This window comes from Vibrio sp. V15_P4S5T153, from assembly GCF_963874485.1.
In the GTDB taxonomy this organism is placed as follows: domain Bacteria; phylum Pseudomonadota; class Gammaproteobacteria; order Enterobacterales; family Vibrionaceae; genus Vibrio; species Vibrio anguillarum.
In genome coordinates, this window is record NZ_CAWNHR010000019.1 from 1 (window position 1) to 23233 (window position 23233).

General features: G+C 44.9%; 18 protein-coding genes, 5 tRNA genes and 1 rRNA gene. 20 read left to right on the top strand and 4 right to left on the bottom strand.

The window, feature by feature from the left end; all coding sequences use genetic code 11:
- Positions 1 to 63: 63 nt before the first annotated feature.
- Together rrf and AACT42_RS18575 are read left to right on the top strand one after the other, a co-directional pair.
- A 5S ribosomal RNA gene (gene rrf / locus AACT42_RS18570) occupies positions 64 to 179 on the top strand.
- Positions 180 to 208: 29 nt separating this feature from the next.
- A tRNA-Asp gene (locus tag AACT42_RS18575) sits at positions 209 to 285 on the top strand.
- 274 nt (positions 286 to 559) lie between these two features.
- Here the strand turns inward: AACT42_RS18575 and pssA are convergent.
- Both pssA and AACT42_RS18585 read right to left on the bottom strand, forming a co-directional pair.
- Positions 560 to 1900 carry a CDP-diacylglycerol--serine O-phosphatidyltransferase gene (gene pssA, locus AACT42_RS18580; protein ID WP_013857962.1) on the bottom strand — a complete coding sequence of 447 codons (1341 nt, stop codon included), beginning with the start codon at positions 1898 to 1900 and terminating at the stop codon, positions 560 to 562.
- Positions 1901 to 1998: 98 nt separating this feature from the next.
- Positions 1999 to 2481 carry a GNAT family N-acetyltransferase gene (locus tag AACT42_RS18585; RefSeq protein WP_013857960.1) on the bottom strand — a complete coding sequence of 161 codons (483 nt, stop codon included), beginning with the start codon at positions 2479 to 2481 and terminating at the stop codon, positions 1999 to 2001.
- 8 nt (positions 2482 to 2489) lie between these two features.
- Here AACT42_RS18585 and murB point away from each other — a divergent pair, with 8 nt between their 5' ends.
- Positions 2490 to 3536, top strand: coding sequence for a UDP-N-acetylmuramate dehydrogenase (murB, locus tag AACT42_RS18590; RefSeq protein WP_094133762.1), 1047 nt, complete (start codon positions 2490 to 2492; stop codon positions 3534 to 3536).
- A complete protein-coding gene (birA, locus tag AACT42_RS18595) occupies positions 3533 to 4495 on the top strand; it encodes a bifunctional biotin--[acetyl-CoA-carboxylase] ligase/biotin operon repressor BirA (RefSeq protein WP_094133761.1) in 963 nt (320 codons plus the stop codon). The genes murB and birA overlap by 4 nt, the downstream gene beginning before the upstream one ends.
- Positions 4496 to 4508: 13 nt before the next feature.
- On the opposite strand, the gene coaA is transcribed toward birA, so the two are convergent.
- On the bottom strand, positions 4509 to 5432 hold the full coding sequence (gene coaA, locus AACT42_RS18600; RefSeq protein ID WP_010318972.1) for a type I pantothenate kinase: 924 nt from the start codon (positions 5430 to 5432) through the stop codon (positions 4509 to 4511).
- Between the two features lie 212 nt (positions 5433 to 5644).
- On the opposite strand from coaA, the gene AACT42_RS18605 reads away from it, so the two are divergent.
- The 13 genes from AACT42_RS18605 to rpoC all read left to right on the top strand — a co-directional run bounded on the left by AACT42_RS18605 (position 5645) and on the right by rpoC (position 19545).
- Positions 5645 to 5720, top strand: a tRNA-Thr gene (locus AACT42_RS18605).
- Between the two features lie 30 nt (positions 5721 to 5750).
- Positions 5751 to 5835: transfer RNA gene (locus AACT42_RS18610), tRNA-Tyr, on the top strand.
- 34 nt (positions 5836 to 5869) lie between these two features.
- Positions 5870 to 5944: transfer RNA gene (locus tag AACT42_RS18615), tRNA-Gly, on the top strand.
- A gap of 10 nt (positions 5945 to 5954) precedes the next feature.
- A tRNA-Thr gene (locus tag AACT42_RS18620) sits at positions 5955 to 6030 on the top strand.
- Positions 6031 to 6131: 101 nt separating this feature from the next.
- Positions 6132 to 7316, top strand: a complete 1185-nt coding sequence (gene tuf, locus AACT42_RS18625) for an elongation factor Tu (protein ID WP_013857920.1) — start codon at positions 6132 to 6134, stop codon at positions 7314 to 7316.
- A 253-nt stretch (positions 7317 to 7569) separates the two neighbouring features.
- Entirely contained in the window at positions 7570 to 7950 is a 381-nt protein-coding gene (gene secE / locus AACT42_RS18630) for a preprotein translocase subunit SecE (protein WP_026027616.1), read from the top strand.
- Positions 7951 to 7962: 12 nt separating this feature from the next.
- Positions 7963 to 8511 (top strand): transcription termination/antitermination protein NusG, encoded by a 549-nt coding sequence (gene nusG, locus AACT42_RS18635; RefSeq protein WP_013857954.1) that lies wholly within the window; start codon positions 7963 to 7965, stop codon positions 8509 to 8511.
- Between the two features lie 133 nt (positions 8512 to 8644).
- Positions 8645 to 9073 carry a 50S ribosomal protein L11 gene (gene rplK, locus AACT42_RS18640; RefSeq protein WP_010318965.1) on the top strand — a complete coding sequence of 143 codons (429 nt, stop codon included), beginning with the start codon at positions 8645 to 8647 and terminating at the stop codon, positions 9071 to 9073.
- A gap of 4 nt (positions 9074 to 9077) precedes the next feature.
- Positions 9078 to 9779, top strand: coding sequence for a 50S ribosomal protein L1 (gene rplA / locus AACT42_RS18645; RefSeq protein ID WP_013857952.1), 702 nt, complete (start codon positions 9078 to 9080; stop codon positions 9777 to 9779).
- Positions 9780 to 10067: 288 nt separating this feature from the next.
- A complete protein-coding gene (gene rplJ / locus AACT42_RS18650) occupies positions 10068 to 10556 on the top strand; it encodes a 50S ribosomal protein L10 (RefSeq protein WP_094133759.1) in 489 nt (162 codons plus the stop codon).
- Positions 10557 to 10616: 60 nt separating this feature from the next.
- Positions 10617 to 10982, top strand: a complete 366-nt coding sequence (gene rplL / locus AACT42_RS18655) for a 50S ribosomal protein L7/L12 (RefSeq protein ID WP_010318962.1) — start codon at positions 10617 to 10619, stop codon at positions 10980 to 10982.
- Positions 10983 to 11234: 252 nt separating this feature from the next.
- The gene (gene rpoB / locus AACT42_RS18660) at positions 11235 to 15263 is read left to right on the top strand and encodes a DNA-directed RNA polymerase subunit beta (protein ID WP_010318961.1); all 4029 of its coding nucleotides are present in this window, start codon (positions 11235 to 11237) and stop codon (positions 15261 to 15263) included.
- 79 nt (positions 15264 to 15342) lie between these two features.
- Entirely contained in the window at positions 15343 to 19545 is a 4203-nt protein-coding gene (gene rpoC, locus AACT42_RS18665) for a DNA-directed RNA polymerase subunit beta' (RefSeq protein WP_013857949.1), read from the top strand.
- A 90-nt stretch (positions 19546 to 19635) separates the two neighbouring features.
- Here rpoC and AACT42_RS18670 read toward each other — a convergent pair whose 3' ends face one another.
- Positions 19636 to 20130, bottom strand: a complete 495-nt coding sequence (locus AACT42_RS18670) for an Rsd/AlgQ family anti-sigma factor (protein ID WP_013857948.1) — start codon at positions 20128 to 20130, stop codon at positions 19636 to 19638.
- A 180-nt stretch (positions 20131 to 20310) separates the two neighbouring features.
- Between AACT42_RS18670 and nudC the strand changes: the two genes are divergently transcribed.
- The 3 genes from nudC to AACT42_RS18685 all read left to right on the top strand — a co-directional run bounded on the left by nudC (position 20311) and on the right by AACT42_RS18685 (position 23153).
- The gene (gene nudC / locus AACT42_RS18675; protein ID WP_170889804.1) at positions 20311 to 21096 is read left to right on the top strand and encodes an NAD(+) diphosphatase; all 786 of its coding nucleotides are present in this window, start codon (positions 20311 to 20313) and stop codon (positions 21094 to 21096) included.
- A 249-nt stretch (positions 21097 to 21345) separates the two neighbouring features.
- Positions 21346 to 22413 carry a uroporphyrinogen decarboxylase gene (gene hemE / locus AACT42_RS18680; RefSeq protein WP_010318957.1) on the top strand — a complete coding sequence of 356 codons (1068 nt, stop codon included), beginning with the start codon at positions 21346 to 21348 and terminating at the stop codon, positions 22411 to 22413.
- 101 nt (positions 22414 to 22514) lie between these two features.
- Positions 22515 to 23153 carry a TetR/AcrR family transcriptional regulator gene (locus AACT42_RS18685; protein ID WP_013857945.1) on the top strand — a complete coding sequence of 213 codons (639 nt, stop codon included), beginning with the start codon at positions 22515 to 22517 and terminating at the stop codon, positions 23151 to 23153.
- The last annotated feature ends 80 nt before the right edge of the window (positions 23154 to 23233 follow it).

Consider the following 23233-nt stretch of genomic DNA (forward strand, 5'->3'; position numbering starts at 1 on the left):
CTCAATGGAAGAACATTGAATGTGTGAATGAGAACGAAACAGCTTTCCGAATTAAGAAATTTGCTTGGCGACCATAGCGTTGTGGACCCACCTGATTCCATGCCGAACTCAGAAGTGAAACACAACAGCGCCGATGGTAGTGTGGGGTCTCCCCATGTGAGAGTAGGACATCGCCAGGCTTTGAATATTGTCTAACCAGACACGCTGCGGAGCGGTAGTTCAGTTGGTTAGAATACCGGCCTGTCACGCCGGGGGTCGCGGGTTCGAGTCCCGTCCGCTCCGCCACTTATTAGGAAGCCCTGCTAGTAATAGCAGGGCTTTTTTCGTTTGAGTTTCAATGAGCTGCTTAAGTCGTTTTAAGCTATCTCTATTGCAACTAGATTCCCTGTGCTTATTCCTTGATGTCCTCTTGAGCGCTGAACTTCTTTTGGCTTATGTTCATCGAACAGAGTAGCTGCATGAAAGGCGCTACTATCTCAATCAATAGCCATATGAAAACAACGTGTAGGCATATAAAAAAGCCGACACGTTGTGTCGGCTAATCGTCTAGTGTTGTGCTTTACAGAATCTGTTTGAGCACTCTATCGGCCTTAACTCGCGTTACTTTGCGCAGTAGTTTTTGTACCGCATCAGGGTAGTTTTCTATCTTCTCTAGTTGTTTGTAGGTACAAACAAGTTGAGTATGTCGAAGGATGTTGTCGATCTCTTGCTCAAACTTAGGTGTTAAGTGGTGATAGTGATCTTGGATGAGAATGGCATTCTCGAGATCGAGCTTCCATGCTCTTGGATTTAAGTTATTACCAGTGATCAACATATAGCGCTTATCCACCCATACGCCTTTTAGATGGAAGCTATTCTCTTCATGTTTCCAGAGATGGATAGAAAGATTTCGACTGGCAATATGGGCTTCATTTACTTTGGCAAAACGGCGTAGATTAAGCTCATATAAATAAGGTAAGCCGCCGATTGTCTTGAAGGTTTGCTCTGGGGAAATATAGAAATCGTTTGCCGTTTTATCGCCAACGACAATGTGAACTTTTACACCCCGTTTCAATGCTTTCTTAACTTCTTTAGCGACACTTTTTGGAAAATTGAAATACGGAGTGCAGATAAAGACTTCATCTTTAGCATGAGCGATCAGTTGGTTAATATTGTGGTTGAGTTTATTTCGACGCTTTCCAATACCTACCAGTGGCGTCAAAGCCACTTGATCGGCTGTTGGGATCTGTGACTCAAACTCATAGTTTGCTGTTGCTAGAGAGGCTCTAAATTGCCGAATGTCAGTTTTGATATCTTTCGTCGTTGGCTTCGATGTGTTTGATAAGTCATTGACAGCAGGATGACTTATCATTTTTTGCTGAATAAATTGTACCATGCTATCGGCAAGAGATTGATTGTCGATGGTGTGATAGCGGTCGAATCGATAGCGCTCTTTGTGATGCAAATAAACGTTATTAAGGCTTGCTCCGCTATAGATCACCTGGTCGTCGACAATAAAACCTTTGAGATGTAAAACACCAAAAACTTCGCGACCTCGCACGGGGATGCCGTATACGGGAATGGCGTGTTCGTGGTTCTGAGAGAACTCTTGATACATTGAAGCATTGCCTTCCGAAGCGGCCGCACCAATTAATCCACGTTGCGCTCTATGCCAATCAACGCAAATCGCAATATCTAAGCCAGGGTTTCTTTGCTTGGCATTATATAGCTCCGTTAAAACTTCTCTGCCTGCCTCGTCATCTTCTAAATACAGCGCTACAAGATAGATTCGTTTACTTGCCTGACGGATCGACTGGATCAGATGATTTTTAAATTCTTTTGCCGAAAATAAAACTTCAAAATGATCCGGTGATTGTGCGATGGTCGGCAATCGCTCGAATGGGTTTCTATGAGCAATCATATTGGATGATTTACCTTACTTATTTGCAAAATTGCGAACTGGGGATATTACCAAATTCAACGGTTCAATTGCTAGAAAAGCCGCGCATTCTCGTCATACTAGCCTAGGTATCTCATAGGAATGAGATCTTTACCACTGGATACATAGCGCTCAAACCGTTGCATAAGAGCTATTGGTAGTTCTTCTGTCATTATGGAGTGAAAACCATGACGAGCATAAAAGGGCTCAAGATGAGCGTATGCGAAGCAATAATCCTGATTATTGAGAATATTCTCGCTGCAATAATTGAGCAACTGCGACCCAATCCCTTTTTTTTGGTTTTCTGGCAGCACAAGCATGCCAGTCAGTAATCGATATACATCAATATTTTTAAATCTGACAACAGCAGATATCTGCCCATCGAGCGTGCCTATAACGCACAATTCATCTTTCCTAGCTTTTGCTGAAGGGTAATGTTCTTTGTACATTCGCTTGATCAAAGGAAGTTTTATCGGGGGGAGTATGTCAAATTGTAGTTGCCACATTTCTTCCTGCTTCGAATAGTTATCTGTTGTAGAATGGCGTGAGTTTAATTTATCCATAGAATGCCATGCAATTACATCCCAATGCGAGCTTAAAAAAATACCACACTTTTGGCCTAGAACAATCTTGTCAATTATTAGCTGAAGTTTTCTCTGTGCAAGATTTGGTGGAAATTTACCAGAGCGCAGAATGGCAGACTTTGCCTAAGTTGATGTTAGGAAAAGGTAGCAATGTCCTTTTTACTTGTGATTTTCAAGGAATGGTTTTAAGCAACCAACTGAAAGGGTTACAGCACACGCAGGATGATAATTACCATTATTTGCATGTTTCTGGTGGTGAGGATTGGCCTTCACTTGTTGAATGGGCAGTGAAGAAAAATATTGCAGGTCTTGAAAATTTGGCTTTGATACCTGGTTGTGCAGGTTCTGCTCCTATCCAAAATATTGGCGCTTATGGTGTAGAGTTTCAAGATGTGTGTGATTACGTTGATTATCTCTGTTTAGACTCCTTAACCGTCAAGCGCCTGAGCGCTAAACAATGTCTATTTGGTTATCGTGATTCTATTTTTAAGCACGCTTTGCACAGTAACGCGATCGTTGTAGCGGTAGGACTAAAGCTATTGAAGCAATGGCAACCCGTACTGAATTATGGACCTTTGCAAGAACTGGATAGTCACACCTGCCAAGCTATTGATATTTATAAACGGGTATGCGCTACTCGCAATGCCAAATTACCCGATCCGCGGGTGCTAGGTAACGCAGGAAGCTTCTTTAAAAATCCAATTATTAGTTTAGAACATTGGCAGGCTCTTCTTGAGAGTTATCCCGATCTTGTTTCTTACCCCGTGGAAGAAGGCAGAAAAGTAGCGGCTGGGTGGTTGATTGATCAATGTGGGCTCAAAGGGTATAGCTTAGGTGATGCTCAAGTGCATCCGAAGCAAGCTTTAGTGTTGGTAAATAAAGGTAGCGCTACAGCCTTTGATGTCATTCAACTAGCGATTAAAGTTTGCATAGCAGTTCAGGATAAATTTTCGATATTTTTAGAGCATGAAGTCCGATTTTTAGATGCGATTGGTGAAACGAACCTTGAGCATCTTGCTAAGGAATTAAAGTGAAAGAGCACAGTGTCAAACTATCATTACTTCGTCATCTGGCCAGTGGCGAGTTTTGTTCTGGTGAGTTGCTAGGAGCAGAACTTGGTATTTCTCGCGCTGCAGTCAGTAAGCATATTAAAGGGATTCAGGAGTGGGGAATTGATATTTTCCGCGTCCAAGGCAAAGGCTATCAGCTTGCTCAATCACTGAATCTACTTGATGCGACACAGATCCAAAATGCCGTGCGTAACCCTGTCGAGCTTTTCCCCATTATCGATTCAACCAACCAATACCTGTTAGAACGTGTAGATAACCTTGTTTCGGGCTGCGTTTGCTTAGCAGAGTATCAGGCTAATGGACGGGGTCGGCGTGGGCGTCAGTGGATATCGCCTTTTGGCAGCAATCTTTATGTTTCCATGTACTGGCGACTCGACGCAGGGATGGCGGCCGCAATGGGGCTTAGCCTTGTGGTCGGGGTCGCGATTGTGGAAGCGCTAGCAAGCATCGGATTTGACGGTGTAAAGCTTAAGTGGCCGAACGACCTCTATTTTCAGGATAGAAAGCTGGCGGGTATTTTAGTAGAAATGACAGGGCAGGCTGGCGCAGCGGCACATTTAGTGATTGGGATGGGAATGAACATTTTCATGCCCGAAAATGAGCAAGCCATTGACCAGCCATGGGCAAGTTTGTCGCAGGTAGCCGACGGTCTGAAAATAGACAGGAACTTGCTCGCTATTGTCTTTATTCAATCATTAGACCAAGCGCTACGTGATTACGAGCTTTATGGGATGAAGGATTTTATACCGCGCTGGAATCGACTCGATAACTTTATTGGTCGAAAAGTTAAACTGCTTATGGGCCCCAAAGAGGTCTATGGCGTGGTGCACGGGATCAACGAATATGGAGCAGTGTTGCTAGAAACAGAGAATGGAATGGAGAGTTACATTGGTGGCGAAATATCGTTACGCAAGGCAGAGTAACCGCTTTACCAAACTATTTTCTTAGTAGTATCTCTTCCACAGTATGATTGAGGCCTTTACGCAAAACTAACTGAGCGCGCTCTTTGGTCGGTAAAATATTATGTTGCAGATTTTTACCGTTGATCGAGTGCCAGATGCTCTCAGCTTTTTCTCTCGCCTCTAGCTCAGACAGTTTTGTGTAGTGGCTAAAGTACGATCCCGTCTCCTTAAAGGCGCTGTGACGAAACTTCATAAAGCGTTCAACATACCACTTTTCAATAAGTTGACTGTCCGCATCGACATACAGTGAGAAATCTAAGAAATCAGATATAAACACTCGATGTGGATCGTGTGGATAATCCATGCCGCTTTGCAAGACGTTCAATCCTTCAATGATCAACACATCTGGCCTATCGACGACTTTCTCTTCAGTGGTGATGTCGTAAGTAAGATGTGAATAGATCGGCGCGCTTACATTTCTTTTTCCTGCTTTAACATCCGACACAAACTGTACCAGACGTTTCATATCATAAGATTCAGGAAACCCCTTTTTCCCCATAATTCCTCTTTCATTAAGAATTTTGTTGGGAAAAAGAAACCCATCTGTAGTGATCAGTTCAACTTTGGGATGATTCTCCCAGCGTGAAAGAAGCGCTTTTAACAAACGCGCCGTAGTACTTTTCCCAACGGCGACACTTCCTGCGATGCCAATGATAAAAGGAGGCGATATATCGGTATTACCGAGAAATTGATGCAAAACCGCATTTCGGCTTTGTCTGGCGGCCACGTATAAATTAAGTAAGCGAGCCAAAGGCAGATAAATTTCAGCCGTTTCTTTCATCGTTAGGTTTTCATTAATACCTTGTAGCTCTTTTAAGTCAGCCTCAGAGAGAGTCATTGGGACAGAGTTACGTAGCTCGGCCCATTGATTGCGATCAAAAGAGATATAAGGACCCATAAAATACCTAACGATGAATGACAGAAAAAAGAAGAGGATGAAACATACATTAAGGTGAAAAGAATGGAAATGCCTTAAACGATAGAATTGAGTGAGAAAACGCATTTTGTTTGAAAAAGCAACGAACAGGCGAGATTTATGGAAAATTGGTTTTTTTTTAATATTTAGGCTTGCAAGGCTGAGCATCATTCAATAGAATGCGCTCCACTTATGCCGACTTAGCTCAGTAGGTAGAGCAACTGACTTGTAATCAGTAGGTCACCAGTTCGATTCCGGTAGTCGGCACCATTCTTTTTCGAAAGAATGAAGAAAAAATTTGGAGGGGTTCCCGAGTGGCCAAAGGGAGCAGACTGTAAATCTGCCGGCTCCGCCTTCGATGGTTCGAATCCGTCCCCCTCCACCATATTCTTAAGGAAATAGCTCTCAGAGTTACGTGTGCGGGCATCGTATAATGGCTATTACCTCAGCCTTCCAAGCTGATGATGCGGGTTCGATTCCCGCTGCCCGCTCCAATTTTTGAGTGCTGATATAGCTCAGTCGGTAGAGCGCACCCTTGGTAAGGGTGAGGTCCCCAGTTCAACTCTGGGTATCAGCACCAGCTCTCCAAGCAATTATCTCCTTTTGATATATACTCCTTACCAATAATTTTGGTTGCGTGGTCATCAAAGCCACCTAAATCCGTACCTAGAGGGACAACTCATGTCTAAAGCAAAATTTGAACGTACGAAACCGCACGTAAACGTTGGTACTATCGGCCACGTTGACCACGGTAAAACAACTCTAACTGCTGCTATCTGTACTACACTTGCAAAAGTGTACGGTGGTGAAGCGAAAGACTTCGCATCTATCGATAACGCTCCAGAAGAGCGCGAGCGCGGTATTACAATCAATACTTCTCACGTAGAGTACGATACACCAGCACGCCACTACGCACACGTAGACTGCCCAGGACACGCTGACTATGTTAAAAACATGATCACAGGTGCTGCGCAAATGGACGGCGGTATCCTAGTTGTTGCTGCAACAGATGGCCCAATGCCACAAACTCGTGAGCACATCCTACTTGGTCGCCAAGTTGGTATTCCTTACATCATCGTATTCATGAACAAATGTGACATGGTTGATGATGAAGAGCTTCTAGAGCTAGTAGAAATGGAAGTTCGTGAGCTTCTATCTGAGTACGATTTCCCAGGTGATGACCTACCAGTTATCCAAGGTTCTGCACTAGGCGCACTAAACGGCGAAGAGCAGTGGGAAGCGAAAATCATTGAACTTGCTGAAGCGCTAGACACTTACATTCCAGAGCCTGAGCGTGCAGTAGACCAAGCATTCCTACTACCAATCGAAGACGTATTCTCAATCCAAGGTCGTGGTACAGTAGTAACTGGCCGTATCGAGCGCGGTATCCTACGTGTAGGTGACGAAGTTGCGATCATTGGTATCAAAGACACAATCACAACGACTTGTACAGGTGTTGAGATGTTCCGTAAGCTGCTTGACGAAGGTCGTGCAGGTGAGAACGTTGGTGCACTTCTACGTGGTACTAAACGTGATGAAGTAGAACGTGGTCAAGTATTAGCGAAACCAGGTTCAATCACTCCACACACTAAGTTCGAGTCAGAAGTGTACGTATTGTCTAAAGATGAAGGCGGCCGTCATACTCCGTTCTTCAAAGGCTACCGTCCACAGTTCTACTTCCGTACAACGGACGTAACAGGCGATATCTCTCTACCAGAAGGCGTAGAGATGGTAATGCCAGGTGACAACATCCAAATGGTTGTAGAGCTAATCGCTCCAATCGCGATGGATGAAGGTCTACGTTTCGCGATCCGTGAAGGCGGTCGTACAGTAGGTGCTGGTGTTGTTGCTAAAGTTATCGCTTAATTGCTGATTTAGCCGTTTAAATACGAATAGTATTTGACTAACGACTACCAAAAAGGGCATCATTTGATGCCCTTTTTCTGCACTAAATTTGGCCGTTGTCGATTTGTTGGTCGATAAAGCCAGTGCAAAGGATTTAAGATAGAGACATTTCTATCTTGATGAGTATGTATAGGTAGCTTTACCTGTGCTATGGATTTGCCCTGCAACAGCGGGGTTGTTGTCGTCTATGTTAAGACTTGTAACAGGTTGGTTTATGAAAGCAAACAATGCTGAAATTCCTGATAGCTCAAGTGCAGCAGACACATTTAAGTGGATTGTCACTTTTGCTCTGTTAGCTGCCGCTGTTGTGGGTAATTACCTGTATGGTGAAATGTCTGTAGTGCTTCGCGCTGCAGGTGTGGTTGCGCTGATTATTGCAGCACTCGGTGTTGCTGCGACAACCACAAAAGGAAAAGCGGCGATTGCGTTTGCGCGTGAATCTCGTATGGAAGTTCGCAAAGTGGTATGGCCGACACGTCAAGAAACCATGCAAACAACATTAATCGTTTTAGCTGTAAGTATCGTAATGGCTCTAGCACTTTGGGGCATCGACGGCATTATGGTTCGTCTTGTCGCTTTCGTGACTGGGGTATAGAGGGTTTAATACATGAGTGAAGCTCCTAAAAAACGCTGGTATGTAGTTCAAGCCTTCTCTGGATTTGAAGGCCGCGTAGCGCAATCGCTGCGTGAGCATATCAAGATGCACGCAATGGAAGAATTCTTCGGTGAAGTTCTTGTTCCAACCGAAGAAGTTGTTGAAATGCGTGCAGGTCAACGCCGTAAAAGTGAGCGCAAGTTCTTCCCAGGCTATGTATTGGTACAGATGCTCATGAATGATGAGTCCTGGCACTTAGTTCGTAGTGTTCCTCGTGTAATGGGTTTCATTGGTGGAACCTCCGATCGTCCTGCACCTATCACTGACAAAGAAGCCGATGCGATTCTTAATCGTCTAGAGAAAGCGAGCGAAGCTCCGCGTCCTAAGACGATGTTTGAAGCAGGTGAAGTGGTTCGTGTTAATGAAGGTCCATTTGCTGATTTCAACGGCACCGTTGAAGAAGTGGATTACGAGAAGAGCCGCATTAAAGTGTCAGTATCTATCTTTGGTCGTGCAACTCCTGTTGAACTTGAGTTTGGCCAAGTCGATAAGCTTGATTAAAAAAACACCTTTTAGGGTTGTTAAGGGCGTGAAATGTGATTATAATTTCGCGCCTTATTTACACGTCTTTATGACAAAGTAACCGGGGAGCTGATCAGCTGATTGGCGTTTGTACCCACATTTAGGAAATATCATGGCTAAGAAAGTTGAAGCTTATATCAAGTTGCAAGTTGCATCTGGTATGGCGAACCCAAGTCCACCAGTTGGTCCTGCACTAGGTCAACGTGGCGTTAACATCATGGAATTCTGTAAAGCGTTCAACGCAAGAACAGAATCAATGGAGAAAGGCTTGCCTACTCCAGTTGTTATCACTGTATACAGCGACCGTTCTTTCACGTTCGTAACTAAGACTGCTCCAGCAGCTGTTCTTCTGAAGAAAGCTGCAGGCATCAAGTCTGGTTCAGGCCGTCCAAACACTGAAAAAGTGGGCACGGTTACTGATGCTCAAATCCAAGAAATTGCAGAAGCGAAAGCGGCTGATATGACTGGTGCTGACATTGAAGCGATGAAACGTTCTATTGCGGGTACTGCTCGTTCAATGGGCTTAGTGGTAGAGGGTTAATATCATGGCAAAACTAACTAAGCGTATGCGCACTATCCGTGAGAAAGTTGACGCAACTAAAGAATACGAAATCAACGAAGCTGTAGCTCTTCTTAAAGAACTTGCAACGGCTAAATTCGTTGAGTCTGTAGACGTTGCTGTGAACCTTGGCATTGATGCTCGTAAATCTGACCAAAACGTACGTGGTGCAACTGTTCTGCCACACGGTACTGGTCGTGAAGTACGTGTTGCAGTGTTCACTCAAGGTGCAAACGCTGAAGCGGCTAAAGCTGCTGGTGCAGATTTAGTGGGTATGGAAGATCTAGCTGAGCTAGTGAAGAAAGGCGAAATGAACTTTGACGTTGTTGTTGCTTCTCCAGATGCAATGCGCGTTGTAGGTCAACTAGGTACCATTCTTGGTCCTCGCGGTCTAATGCCAAACCCTAAAGTTGGTACTGTAACTCCTAACGTTGCTGAAGCGGTTAAGAACGCTAAAGCAGGTCAGGTTCGTTACCGTAACGACAAAAACGGCATCATCCACACAACTATCGGTAAAGTTTCTTTCGAAACTAACCAACTTCAAGAGAACTTAGAAGCTCTTCTAGTTGCACTTAAGAAAGCGAAACCTTCTTCTGCTAAGGGTACTTACCTGAAGAAAGTAAGCATTTCTACTACGATGGGTGCTGGTGTTGCTGTTGATCAGAACACGCTAAACGCTCAAGCGTAATAATACATTTGATTAGGTGTGGAATTTGTGTATAATTCTGCGCCTAATATTTGTGGTTGGGGCTGATTTTAGTTCTTAGAACTATGACCCAGTCTCCGTCCAAGACCGTAGGCGTTATTTGTCTGTTTGATAAATGACTTAATCGTACCTACGTAGATGGTGCCCGAACTGACAGAAAGCATAATTTATTTTTTGAATAGATAAACTTTCTTCTGGGACTGCACCGAAATAACTCTCACTGTTGTGATAATAGTGAGTGGTGTAACGACAACCAGGAGTAAATCCAAGATGGCTTTAAACCTTCAAGACAAACAAGCAATTGTTGCTGAAGTCAACGAAGCGGCCAGTGGTGCACTTTCTGCAGTTGTTGCTGACTCTCGTGGCGTTCAAGTAGGCGCGATGACTTCTCTACGTAAACAAGCTCGTGAAGCGGGTGTTTACATGAGAGTTGTTCGTAATACTCTAGCACGTCGCGCAGTGGAAGGCACAGCTTACGAATGTCTACAAGACGTATTCGTAGGTCCTACTTTGATCGCATTCTCTAACGAGCATCCAGGTGCTGCAGCGCGTCTTTTTAAAGACTTCGCTAGAGAGAACAAGCACTTTGAAATCAAAGCAGCTGCATTTGAAGGCGTATTAACTGACGCAGAACTACTAGCGACACTACCAACTTACGACGAAGCAATCGCACGCCTAATGATGTGCATGAAAGAAGCTTCTGCTGGCAAGCTGGTACGTACTATCGCTGCTGTCCGCGATCAAAAAGAAGCTGCGTAATTCGCATTGCTTTTTATTGTTTGCTAAATAAACTTATTGTTGACTTAAAAGAGAATTGTTATGTCTATTACTAACGAGCAAATCCTAGATGCAGTTGCAGAAATGTCTGTAATGCAAGTTGTTGAACTTATCTCTGCTATGGAAGAGAAGTTCGGTGTTTCTGCTGCAGCTGCAGTAGTTGCAGGTGGCCCAGCAGCAGCAGCTGTTGAAGAGCAAACTGAATTCGACGTAATCCTAACTGCTGCTGGCGCAAACAAAGTATCTGTAATCAAAGCAGTACGTGGCGCAACTGGCCTAGGTCTTAAAGAAGCTAAAGCTCTAGTTGACGGCGCTCCAGCTGCAATTAAAGAAGCAGTTTCTCAAGCAGAAGCTGACGCACTTAAGAAAGAGCTAGAAGAAGCTGGTGCGACTGTTGAAGTTAAGTAATTATTACTTAATTTCTTAGCCGCAAGGCTAATGGCTGGTGGTTTATTGACCACCGGCCTTTTTGCGCTGTAGGGTATGGGTGAATTTTCCCGCTGTTTAGACGCTTATACTCGTGCAAAAGCACACAAACTATCATTTTTGAGTGATGTTGTGTTACTACAGTAAACAGCTGTTAGTCACTGTCCTATGACCCTTTATTTTTGAATAATTGGTGGGCAGTTTGGGTCACTTATCAGCGAGCTGAGGAACCCCATGGTTTACTCTTATACCGAGAAAAAGCGCATCCGTAAGGACTTTGGTACTCGTCCACAAGTGTTGGACATTCCATACCTGCTATCGATCCAGCTCGATTCGTTCGACAAGTTTATCGAACAGGATCCTGAAGGACAATACGGTCTTGAGGCTGCTTTTCGTTCTGTATTTCCTATTCAGAGCTATAACGGCAATTCTGAGCTGCAATACGTTAGCTATCGTCTTGGTGAGCCAGTTTTTGACGTTAAAGAATGTCAAATTCGTGGTGTAACTTATTCTAAGCCACTACGCGTAAAACTACGCCTAGTGATCTTTGATAAAGACGCGCCAGCAGGTACTGTAAAAGATATTAAAGAACAAGAAGTCTACATGGGTGAAATTCCACTCATGACAGACAATGGTACCTTCGTAATTAATGGTACTGAGAGGGTTATCGTATCCCAGCTGCACCGAAGCCCAGGCGTATTCTTCGACAGCGATAAGGGTAAAACTCACTCATCAGGTAAAGTTCTTTATAACGCACGTATTATCCCTTACCGTGGTTCATGGTTAGATTTTGAGTTTGATCCAAAAGATAACCTATACGTGCGTATTGACCGTCGTCGTAAACTGCCTGCATCGATCATTCTTCGTGCACTTGGTAAATCGACAGAAGAGATCTTGGATCTGTTCTTCGAAAAAGTGAAGTTTGAAGTCAAAGACCAAACTCTTCTTATGGAGTTGGTACCTGAGCGCCTGCGTGGCGAAACAGCGTCATTTGATATTGAAGCAAATGGTACCGTTTATGTCGAAAAAGGTCGTCGTGTAACGGCTCGTCATATTCGTCAACTAGAAAAAGATAACGTTGATTTTATCGAAGTACCCGTTGAGTACATCGTTGGTAAAGTCGCTTCTAAAGATTATGTCAATGAAGCAACTGGTGAAGTCATCGTTAGCGCAAACCAAGAAATTAGCTTGGAAGCATTAGCGAATCTTTCACAAGCGGGCTATAAGAAACTTGAAGTTCTATTTACGAACGATCTTGATCATGGTCCATTTGTGTCTGAGACGCTCCGCATCGACAGTACGGTTGATCGTATTTCTGCACTAGTAGAAATCTACCGCATGATGCGCCCTGGCGAGCCACCAACAAAAGAAGCAGCCGAATCGCTGTTTGAAAGCCTATTCTTCTCAGAAGAACGCTATGACCTATCAACAGTAGGCCGTATGAAGTTCAACAGCTCAATTGAGCGTGAAGATGCCGGCGAGCTTGGTACGCTTGACGAAACTGATATCATCGAAGTGATGAAGAAGTTGATCGCCATTCGTAACGGCATTGGCGAAGTGGACGATATCGACCACCTTGGCAACCGTCGTATTCGCTCTGTTGGTGAAATGGCTGAAAACCAATTCCGCGTAGGTCTTGTACGTGTTGAACGTGCAGTGAAAGAGCGCTTAAGCCTTGGTGATCTTGATGCGATCATGCCTCAAGATTTGATCAATGCGAAGCCTATCTCTGCAGCCGTTAAAGAATTCTTCGGTTCTTCACAGCTTTCTCAGTTTATGGACCAGAACAACCCACTTTCAGAAGTGACGCACAAACGTCGTATTTCTGCATTGGGTCCTGGCGGTCTAACTCGTGAGCGTGCTGGCTTTGAGGTACGTGACGTACACGTAACTCACTACGGTCGTCTATGTCCGATCGAAACGCCAGAAGGTCCGAACATCGGTCTGATTAACTCATTGTCAGCATTTGCACGTTGTAACGAATACGGTTTCCTAGAAACTCCGTACCGTCGTGTTGTTGATGGTGTGGTGACTGATGAAGTTGATTACTTGTCAGCTATCCAAGAAGGTCAATTTGTTATCGCGCAGGCAAACGCCATTCTGACTGAAGAAGGTACGTTTGCAGATGAGCTGATCACAGCTCGTCAAAAAGGTGAATCTGGTCTTCACCCTCGTGAACATGTTGACTACATGGACGTTGCGACCAACCAGGTCGTATCAATCGCCGCTTCGCTTATCCCGTTCCTAGAACACGATGATGCGAACCGTGCATTGATGGGTGCGAACATGCAACGTCAAGCGGTTCCAACGTTACGCGCTGAGAAGCCGTTGGTTGGTACTGGTATCGAACGTAATGTAGCGGTTGACTCTGGTGTAACTGCCGTTGCCAAACGTGGCGGTATGGTGCAGTCAGTTGATGCGTCTCGTATCGTAGTTAAAGTTAATGAAGATGAACTTGTATCTGGTGAAGCGGGTATCGACATCTACAACCTAACTAAATACACACGTTCGAACCAAAACACATGTATTAACCAACGTCCTACTGTGATGCCAGGTGAACCTGTAGCTCGCGGTGATGTCCTTGCTGATGGTCCTTCAACAGACCTTGGTGAGCTAGCGCTTGGCCAAAACATGCGTATCGCATTCATGCCTTGGAATGGTTATAACTTCGAAGACTCGATCTTAGTCTCTGAGCGCGTGGTTCAAGAAGACCGTTTCACGACTATCCACATCCAAGAACTTTCTTGTGTGGCTCGTGATACTAAGCTGGGCTCTGAAGAGATCACAGCGGATATTCCAAACGTAGGTGAATCGGCTCTGTCTAAACTAGACGAGTCAGGTATCGTTTACATTGGTGCTGAAGTTAAGGGTGGTGACATCCTAGTTGGTAAAGTAACGCCGAAAGGCGAAACTCAGCTAACTCCAGAAGAGAAGCTACTACGTGCAATCTTCGGTGAAAAAGCCTCTGATGTTAAAGATACGTCACTGCGTGTACCAAACTCTGTTTCAGGTACCATTATCGATGTTCAAGTTTTCACTCGCGATGGCGTAGAGAAAGACAAGCGTGCGCTTGAAATTGAACACATGCAGCTAAAAGAAGCGAAGAAAGACCTTACCGAAGAGTTCCAAATTCTTGAAGGTGGTCTACTAGCGCGTGTGAAAGCTGTACTGATCAATGGTGGCTATTCTGAAGCGAAGCTTGATGCGATTGATCGTAAGAAATGGCTAGAACAAACACTAGAAAACGACGAGCTACAATCTCAACTTGAACAGCTTGCTGAGCAGTGGGATGAGCTAAAAGCTGACTTCGATAAGAAGTTCGAAGCGAAACGTCGTAAAATCACTCAAGGTGATGATCTAGCGCCTGGCGTTCTGAAGATTGTTAAAGTTTACCTAGCGGTGAAACGTCGTATCCAGCCTGGTGATAAGATGGCAGGTCGTCACGGTAACAAGGGTGTAATCTCTAAGATCAACCCTGTTGAAGACATGCCTTACGATGAAAACGGTCAGCCGGTTGATATCGTATTAAACCCACTAGGTGTACCGTCACGTATGAACATAGGTCAGATCCTTGAAGTTCACTTAGGTCTGGCTGCAAAAGGTATTGGTGACAAGATCAACCAAATGGTTAAAGAACAACAAGAGCTGTCTAAGCAGCGTGAGTTCTTACAGAAGGTTTATGATCTTGGCGATACGCGTCAGAAAGTAGATATTGCTGCTCTGTCTGATGGTGATGTTCGTACTCTTGTGAACAACCTTCGTGGTGGTTTACCGATTGCAACTCCAGTATTTGATGGTGCATCAGAAGCATCGATCAAAGAACTATTAAGCCTAGCCGACCTACCAACTTCTGGTCAGCTAACACTGTTTGATGGTCGTACTGGTGATGCATTCGAGCGTCCTGTAACTGTCGGTTACATGTACATGCTCAAACTGAACCACCTTGTTGATGACAAGATGCACGCTCGTTCAACAGGTTCGTACAGCCTAGTAACTCAGCAACCACTTGGTGGTAAAGCTCAGTTCGGTGGTCAGCGTTTCGGTGAGATGGAAGTGTGGGCACTAGAAGCATACGGTGCTGCATATACACTACAAGAAATGCTTACTGTTAAGTCAGATGACGTTAACGGTCGTACGAAGATGTATAAGAACATCGTTGATGGTAACCATAGCATGGAACCTGGCATGCCAGAGTCTTTCAACGTATTGCTGAAAGAGATCCGCTCGCTAGGTATCAACATCGAGCTAGAAGACGAAGAGTAATCTTGGCGGTAAACCCTCTGGATTATCCTGGTAGAAAGGCGCTCGCCGAGCGCCTTTTAACTCCTTACAGGAGCTGATTGTGAAAGACTTATTAAACTTTCTAAAAGCACAGCATAAGACCGAAGAATTTGATGCAATCAAAATCGGTCTATCTTCACCTGACATGATTCGTTCATGGTCTTTTGGTGAAGTTAAAAAACCTGAAACGATCAACTATCGTACGTTCAAGCCTGAACGTGATGGTCTGTTCTGTGCGCGTATTTTTGGTCCAGTCAAAGACTACGAATGTCTTTGTGGTAAATATAAGCGTCTGAAACACCGTGGCGTGATCTGTGAAAAATGTGGCGTTGAAGTTACACAAACTAAAGTTCGTCGTGACCGTATGGGCCACATCGAGCTTGCATCACCGGTTGCTCACATCTGGTTCCTAAAATCGCTACCGTCTCGTATCGGTCTGCTAATGGATATCCCTCTACGTGATATCGAACGTGTTCTTTACTTCGAAATGTATGTGGTAACAGAGCCGGGTATGACGGATCTAGAAAAGAGTCAGATGCTTACTGAAGAAGAGTATCTTGACCGTCTAGAAGAGTGGGGCGATGAGTTCACGGCGAAGATGGGCGCAGAAGCGATCAAAGACCTATTGGGTTCAATGGATCTTGTCGCTGAAACAGAGATGATGCGTGAGGAGTTACAAACCACTAACTCTGAAACTAAACGCAAAAAACTGACTAAGCGTCTGAAGCTTGTTGAAGCGTTTATCAGCTCAGGTAATAACCCTGAGTGGATGATCCTGACTGTGCTTCCGGTACTTCCGCCAGATCTACGTCCTCTAGTACCACTAGATGGCGGTCGTTTTGCGACATCTGATCTGAACGATTTGTACCGCCGTGTGATCAACCGTAACAACCGTTTGAAGCGTCTTCTAGAGCTAGCAGCTCCGGACATCATCGTACGCAACGAAAAGCGTATGCTGCAAGAGTCTGTTGATGCGCTACTTGATAACGGTCGTCGCGGTCGTGCGATCACAGGTTCTAACAAGCGTCCTCTGAAATCTCTTGCTGATATGATCAAGGGTAAACAAGGTCGTTTCCGTCAGAACCTACTTGGTAAACGTGTAGACTACTCAGGCCGTTCTGTAATCACAGTAGGTCCATATTTACGTCTGCACCAGTGTGGTCTTCCTAAGAAGATGGCACTTGAGCTATTTAAACCATTTATCTACAGCAAGTTAGAAACTCGCGGCATGGCCACGACGATCAAAGCAGCTAAGAAAATGGTTGAGCGTGAAGAAGCGGTTGTTTGGGATATCCTAGACGAAGTGATTCGTGAACACCCAGTACTACTAAACCGTGCACCAACACTGCACCGTCTTGGTATTCAAGCGTTCGAACCTGTACTGATTGAAGGTAAAGCGATTCAACTGCACCCACTTGTGTGTGCGGCGTATAACGCGGACTTCGATGGTGACCAAATGGCGGTTCACGTGCCTCTAACTTTAGAAGCACAGCTTGAAGCTCGTACACTGATGATGTCGACGAACAACATTCTGTCGCCAGCATCAGGTGATCCGATCATCGTACCTTCACAGGACGTGGTCTTGGGTCTGTACTACATGACTCGCGAAAAAATCAACGCACAAGGTGAAGGTATGTACCTGGCTGGCCCTAAAGAGGCTGAGAAGGCATACCGTACTAAGACAGCGGCGCTACACGCACGCGTTAAAGTACGTATCACTGAAACCGTTGTTGATGAAGATGGTTACAGCACAACTGAGACTAAGATGGTCGATACGACTGTCGGTCGTGCCATGCTATGGCAAATCGTGCCTAAAGGCCTGCCATACAGCATCGTGAACCAGAAGCTTGGTAAGAAACAGATCTCAAATCTATTAAACGAAGCGTATCGTAAGCTTGGTTTGAAAGATACGGTCGTATTTGCTGACCAAATCATGTACACCGGTTTTGCTTATGCAGCACTGTCAGGCGTGTCAGTTGGTATCGACGACATGGTTGTACCAGCAGCAAAATACACTGAAATTGCTGAAGCTGAAGAAGAAGTACGCGAAATCCAAGAACAGTTCCAATCAGGTCTTGTTACGGCGGGTGAGCGTTACAACAAAGTTATCGATATCTGGGCGTCTACCAACGACCGTGTTGCGAAAGCGATGATGGATAACCTATCTTCTGAAACCGTGATCAACCGTGATGGTGTAGAAGAACAACAAGAATCGTTTAACAGCATCTATATGATGGCTGACTCGGGTGCTCGTGGTTCTGCTGCTCAGATTCGTCAGCTTGCAGGTATGCGTGGTCTGATGGCGCGTCCAGATGGTTCAATCATCGAAACGCCTATCACAGCAAACTTTAAAGAAGGCCTGAACGTACTACAGTACTTTATCTCTACCCACGGTGCACGTAAGGGTCTAGCCGATACAGCACTTAAAACAGCGAACTCAGGTTACCTGACTCGTCGTTTAGTAGACGTTGCACAAGACGTTGTGGTGACAGAGCATGACTGTGGCACTCAAGAAGGTGTCGACATGATGCCTCATATCGAGGGTGGTGATGTTAAAGTTTCTTTAACTGAACTGGCTCTTGGTCGTGTTGTGGCTGAGGATGTGATGAAGCCAGGCACTGAAGAAGTACTTATCCCACGTAATACTCTGATTGATGAGAAGTGGTGTCAGATTATCGATGAGAACTCTGTCGATAATATGAAAGTACGCTCAGTGGTAACCTGTGATGCGGACTTCGGCTGTTGTGCGCTATGTTACGGTCGTGACCTTGCTCGTGGTCACCTAGTGAACCAAGGTGAGGCAGTCGGTGTTATTGCTGCTCAATCTATCGGTGAGCCGGGTACACAGTTAACGATGCGTACGTTCCACATCGGTGGTGCGGCTTCTACTGCTGCGGCAGAGAACAGCATCCAAGCGAAGAACAAAGGTTCTGTGAAACTTCACAACGCTAAGTTCGTTATCAACAAAGATAAGAAGCTGGTTATCACATCTCGTGCATCAGAGCTGACTATCATTGACGAATTTGGTCGCACGAAAGAAAAACACAAACTGCCTTACGGCTCTGTGTTGAGTAAAGGTGATAACGACGCGGTTGAAGCTGGTCAAACAGTGGCTAACTGGGAAGCGCACACCATGCCAATCATCACTGAAGTGGCTGGTCGCATCCAATTCGTTGATATGATTGATGGTGTAACGGTTTCTCGCCAAACAGATGACCTAACGGGTCTATCTTCAAGCGAAGTAACCGAAGCTGCCGCTCGTCCAGCAGCAGGTAAAGATATGCGTCCAGCTATCAAACTTGTTGATGCGAAAGGTAAAGATGTCATGATCCCTGGTACTGATATGCCAGCTCAATACTTCTTACCGGGTAAAGCGATCGTTAATATCGAAGATGGTGCTGAAGTTGGTATTGGTGACACATTAGCGCGTATTCCACAAAAATCTGGCGGTAACCGAGACATCACGGGTGGTCTACCTCGCGTAGCTGACTTGTTTGAAGCTCGTCGACCAAAAGAGCCTGCGATTCTTGCTGAGCACACAGGTACTGTGAGCTTTGGTAAAGAAACCAAAGGTAAACGTCGTCTAATCATCACTCGTGAGGGTGACGAAACTTATGAAGAAATGATTCCTAAGCATCGTCAACTTAACGTGTTTGAAGGTGAGAAGATCGAACGTGGTGACGTTATTGCTGATGGTCCTGAGACTCCGCACGATATCCTACGTTTACGTGGTATCCATGCTGTAACGTCTTACATCGCTAACGAAGTTCAAGAAGTTTACCGTCTGCAAGGCGTTAAGATTAACGATAAGCACATTGAAACTATCGTTCGTCAAATGCTACGTAAGTGTACGATTACTCATGCTGGCGACTCTGAGTTCCTAGCGGGTGAGCAAGTTGAATACTCACAAGTGAAAGTTGCAAACCGTAACCTAGAAGCCGAAGGTAAACAGCCTGCTCGTTTCGAGCGTGAGCTACTAGGTATTACTAAAGCATCTCTAGCGACTGAATCGTTCATCTCTGCGGCATCGTTCCAAGAGACAACTCGCGTACTAACAGAAGCGGCTGTTTCTGGTAAACGTGATGATCTTCGCGGTCTGAAAGAAAACGTAATCGTTGGTCGTCTGATCCCAGCGGGTACAGGTTTCGCTTACCACCAAGAACGTCAAGCTAAACGTGCGGCACAGCTAAAAGGCCCGTCTGCTGAACAAGCGACAGATAACCTAGCGGCACTGCTAAACGCAGGTTTCTCTTCTGAAGAGTAATCTCAGCGCTGATTAAAAAAGGCACCTTCGGGTGCCTTTTTTGTTGCGCTTAATTAATCTACGCGAATGATTACAGCAAAATATTCAATATTAAGCACCAGGAGGGATAGCCAAGCTGTCCGCGATAAGTTGAATCAAACTATCTTCCACTCCAAAACGCACCTCAATAATTTCACCAATTAGCGAAAGGTCGTTGTCAAAGTTTTCGAGATCATCCTCATCACTCACTGCCGCGTATTTATCTGTAAAATTGAGTAACGGCTCGGTAGTAACAATAATTTTTCCATAAGTCTGATTAATTTCATCGGTGGCTTCAAAGCCAGTTGCACGCCACCTATCCATCACCATATCGTAGATTTTGAAGTGACCTTCGGAAATATAATCCACCAGTTGTTGGCAAAAACGTTGCAGCTCTTCTGGCGAGGGAAGCCCGTTAACATTCGTTTTGGCGGTGCAAGGTTGCAGCGCGGCTAATTTGCAATACTCTACAATTAAGGTTTGTCGCGTGTTTAACCAGTGATCAATAACGTCACTGTAACCGCCCCATTGCTCTTGTGTGCGTTTTAGTTTTTTTAGCATGACCATGCCCTCATGATCGGGTCACAAAGCTGGTGACCGTTTCCTTTGCGTAGGGTTGCACTTCGTAGATACAACTCATTGTCCTTACTAGAATTTATAGAACTAAATTTGGAACGTTACAAATTCTGGTATGAATTTAGATTGCCAGTAAAATGGGGTAACTGCAAGAAGAGAGGTCGCAACATGTTGAAAAATAGTGATACAAAAATCGCTTATTGGTGTGTAGTTTCCGGAAGTGAGATCTGGACCATAAATGGTGAGTTACCGCTAGGATCTGCGGGTGAATATTCCCTGCCTTTAGAAAAAGCGGTGGTGGTAGATAGTTGTGATGGTTACCCAGTGATGTGGGTCAATGATGCCGATCTTGATGGCGAGCGAGAAATGACTTCATTACGCGAATTGTTGCATCTCAAACCAGAACTGTTTTTGGCGATCAGCAAAGCGCTTCAATATGGTCACATGAGTCAAACGTTACGTTTTTGTCCACAATGTGGTGGGCGAAATTACCTAAACCATAACCAATTGGCGATGCAATGTTCTGAGTGTCGAACGTTACATTATCCGCGTATCTTTCCTTGCATTATTGTCGCGGTACGAAATCAGGATAAAATTTTATTGGCCCAGCACCCAAGGCATCGTAACGGCATGTATACCGTCATTGCTGGTTTTCTGGAGGTCGGGGAGACGTTAGAGCAATGCGTGGCACGTGAAGTGCTTGAAGAAACGGGGATTCATGTGAAAAATATTCACTATTTTGGTAGTCAGCCTTGGGCATTTCCATCGAGTATGATGATGGGCTTTGTGGCGGAATATGACTCTGGCACGATAAAACCCGACTATAGTGAATTGAGTGATGCACAATGGTTTTTAGCAAGTGCTTTGCCTCCCGTTGCGCCCGAAGGGACGATAGCCAGAGCATTAATAGAGCACACGTTAAGCGAAATCGAGAAAGATTCACTGCCGCATTGCTAAAAAAAACCCTCCGGTGAAGGAGGGGGTAAGTAAGATGTCGTTATGAGATGCCGAGTACAGAGTACTCAGTTTATAATTATAGTTTTCGCTAGCGAACAAATTTTTAACACCGTTAAAGGTTGCTTGCAAATTAACCATTGATTTAAAAGTTAATAACATGATCTCGCTTGCAAAGCACACCGTTTTTGGCGCTTATTCAGTGCTAGAATAACGCCACAAAAAATAACAAGCTTTAAATTGGAAGACGGAATGACTGAATTAAAAAATGATCGCTACTTGCGTGCACTGTTAAAACAACCTGTCGATTGCACCCCTGTATGGATGATGCGCCAAGCAGGACGTTACCTGCCAGAGTATCGCGCAACGCGTGCCGAAGCAGGCGATTTTATGGCGCTGTGTAAAAATGCTGAGCTAGCTTCTGAAGTGACATTACAGCCATTACGTCGCTTTCCATTAGATGCCGCTATTTTATTTTCTGATATTTTAACCATTCCTGACGCCATGGGATTGGGTTTGTATTTTGAAGCGGGAGAAGGGCCAAAGTTTGAACGCCCGATCACTTGTAAAGCCGATGTCGATAAAATTGGCTTACCGGATCCGGAAGGCGAACTGCAATATGTGATGAATGCCGTACGCCAGATCCGCAAAGATCTACAAGGTGAAGTTCCATTGATCGGTTTTTCAGGCAGCCCATGGACACTCGCGACTTATATGGTGGAAGGTGGCAGCTCAAAAGCCTTCACTAAGATCAAAAAAATGATGTACGCCGATCCTAGCGTGCTGCACGCCTTGCTCGATAAACTGGCAGACAGTGTTATTGAATACCTTAACGCACAAATCAAAGCGGGTGCTCAGTCTGTTATGATTTTTGATACTTGGGGCGGAGTACTGACGCCGCGCGACTACAACCTCTTTTCACTACAGTATATGCACAAAATTGTGGATGGTTTAATTCGTGAAAATGAAGGTCGCCGCGTACCCGTCACTCTGTTTACCAAAAACGGTGGCATGTGGCTGGAGCAGATTGCTGCGACGGGTTGTGATGCAGTAGGGCTTGATTGGACCATCAATATTGCCGACGCCAAAGCGCGTATCGGTGACAAAGTGGCGCTGCAAGGCAATATGGACCCTTCCATGCTTTATGCTCCGCATGATCGTATTCGCCAAGAAGTGGCGACCATTCTTGAAGGGTTCGGCCATGGTGGAACGGGCCATGTCTTTAACCTCGGACACGGTATCCATTTAGATGTGCCACCGGAAAATGCGGGCATATTTGTTGATGCGGTGCACGCCTTGTCTAAACCGTACCATCAATAATAGGTTTGCGGTGCCTTATCGCCGATAATGCACCGTTTCTCACTCTCATCCTGTTATTTGATAGGAGCAGGTTCACAGAGGTAAAGAGGTAATAAGACAAGATGAAAACCAAAGATAAGATCGTTTATGCTGCATTAGCGCTGTTTAATGAACATGGTGAAAGAACGGTGACCACTAACCATATCGCAGCACATATCGAAATCAGCCCAGGTAATTTGTATTATCACTTTCGTAATAAACAAGAAATTGTTCGTGATATTTTTGCTCTCTATTCAGCAGAGTTACTCGAACGTTTTCAGCCGATTGCGGCACAGCGCGAAAGCTTAACTCTGTTAAAGCATTATCTTGATTCGATCTTCACTTTGATGTGGAAATACCGTTTTTTCTATGCCAATTTACCGGAAATCCTGCAGCGTGATGAAGTTCTACATGGTGAGTACATTCAAGTACAAGAAAAGCTGCAAACTAATCTCATTAATATTATGCACGCTTTTGTTGAGCTGAAATTGCTGTCTGTCGGAAAAGAAGATATGCAATCTTTAGTGACCACTCTCCATATGACGGCCTCGTGTTGGTTGAGTTATCAGTCAGCGATGTTTTCCAAAACGCAGATCACCGAGCAAGTGATTCATCAAGGCATGCTACAGATGATCGCAGTCGTTAAACCCAAAGCAACGGAACAAGGTCTTGAACAGCTTCTATTATTAGAGGAAGGTGTGCGGGCGATGCACGCATCATAATGTGTGCTTAGTTATAACCTTTGAGTATTGTTCTTAATCCTTTGAAGCTGTTAGCTTGTTAGTTATACATCTCTAAGGGT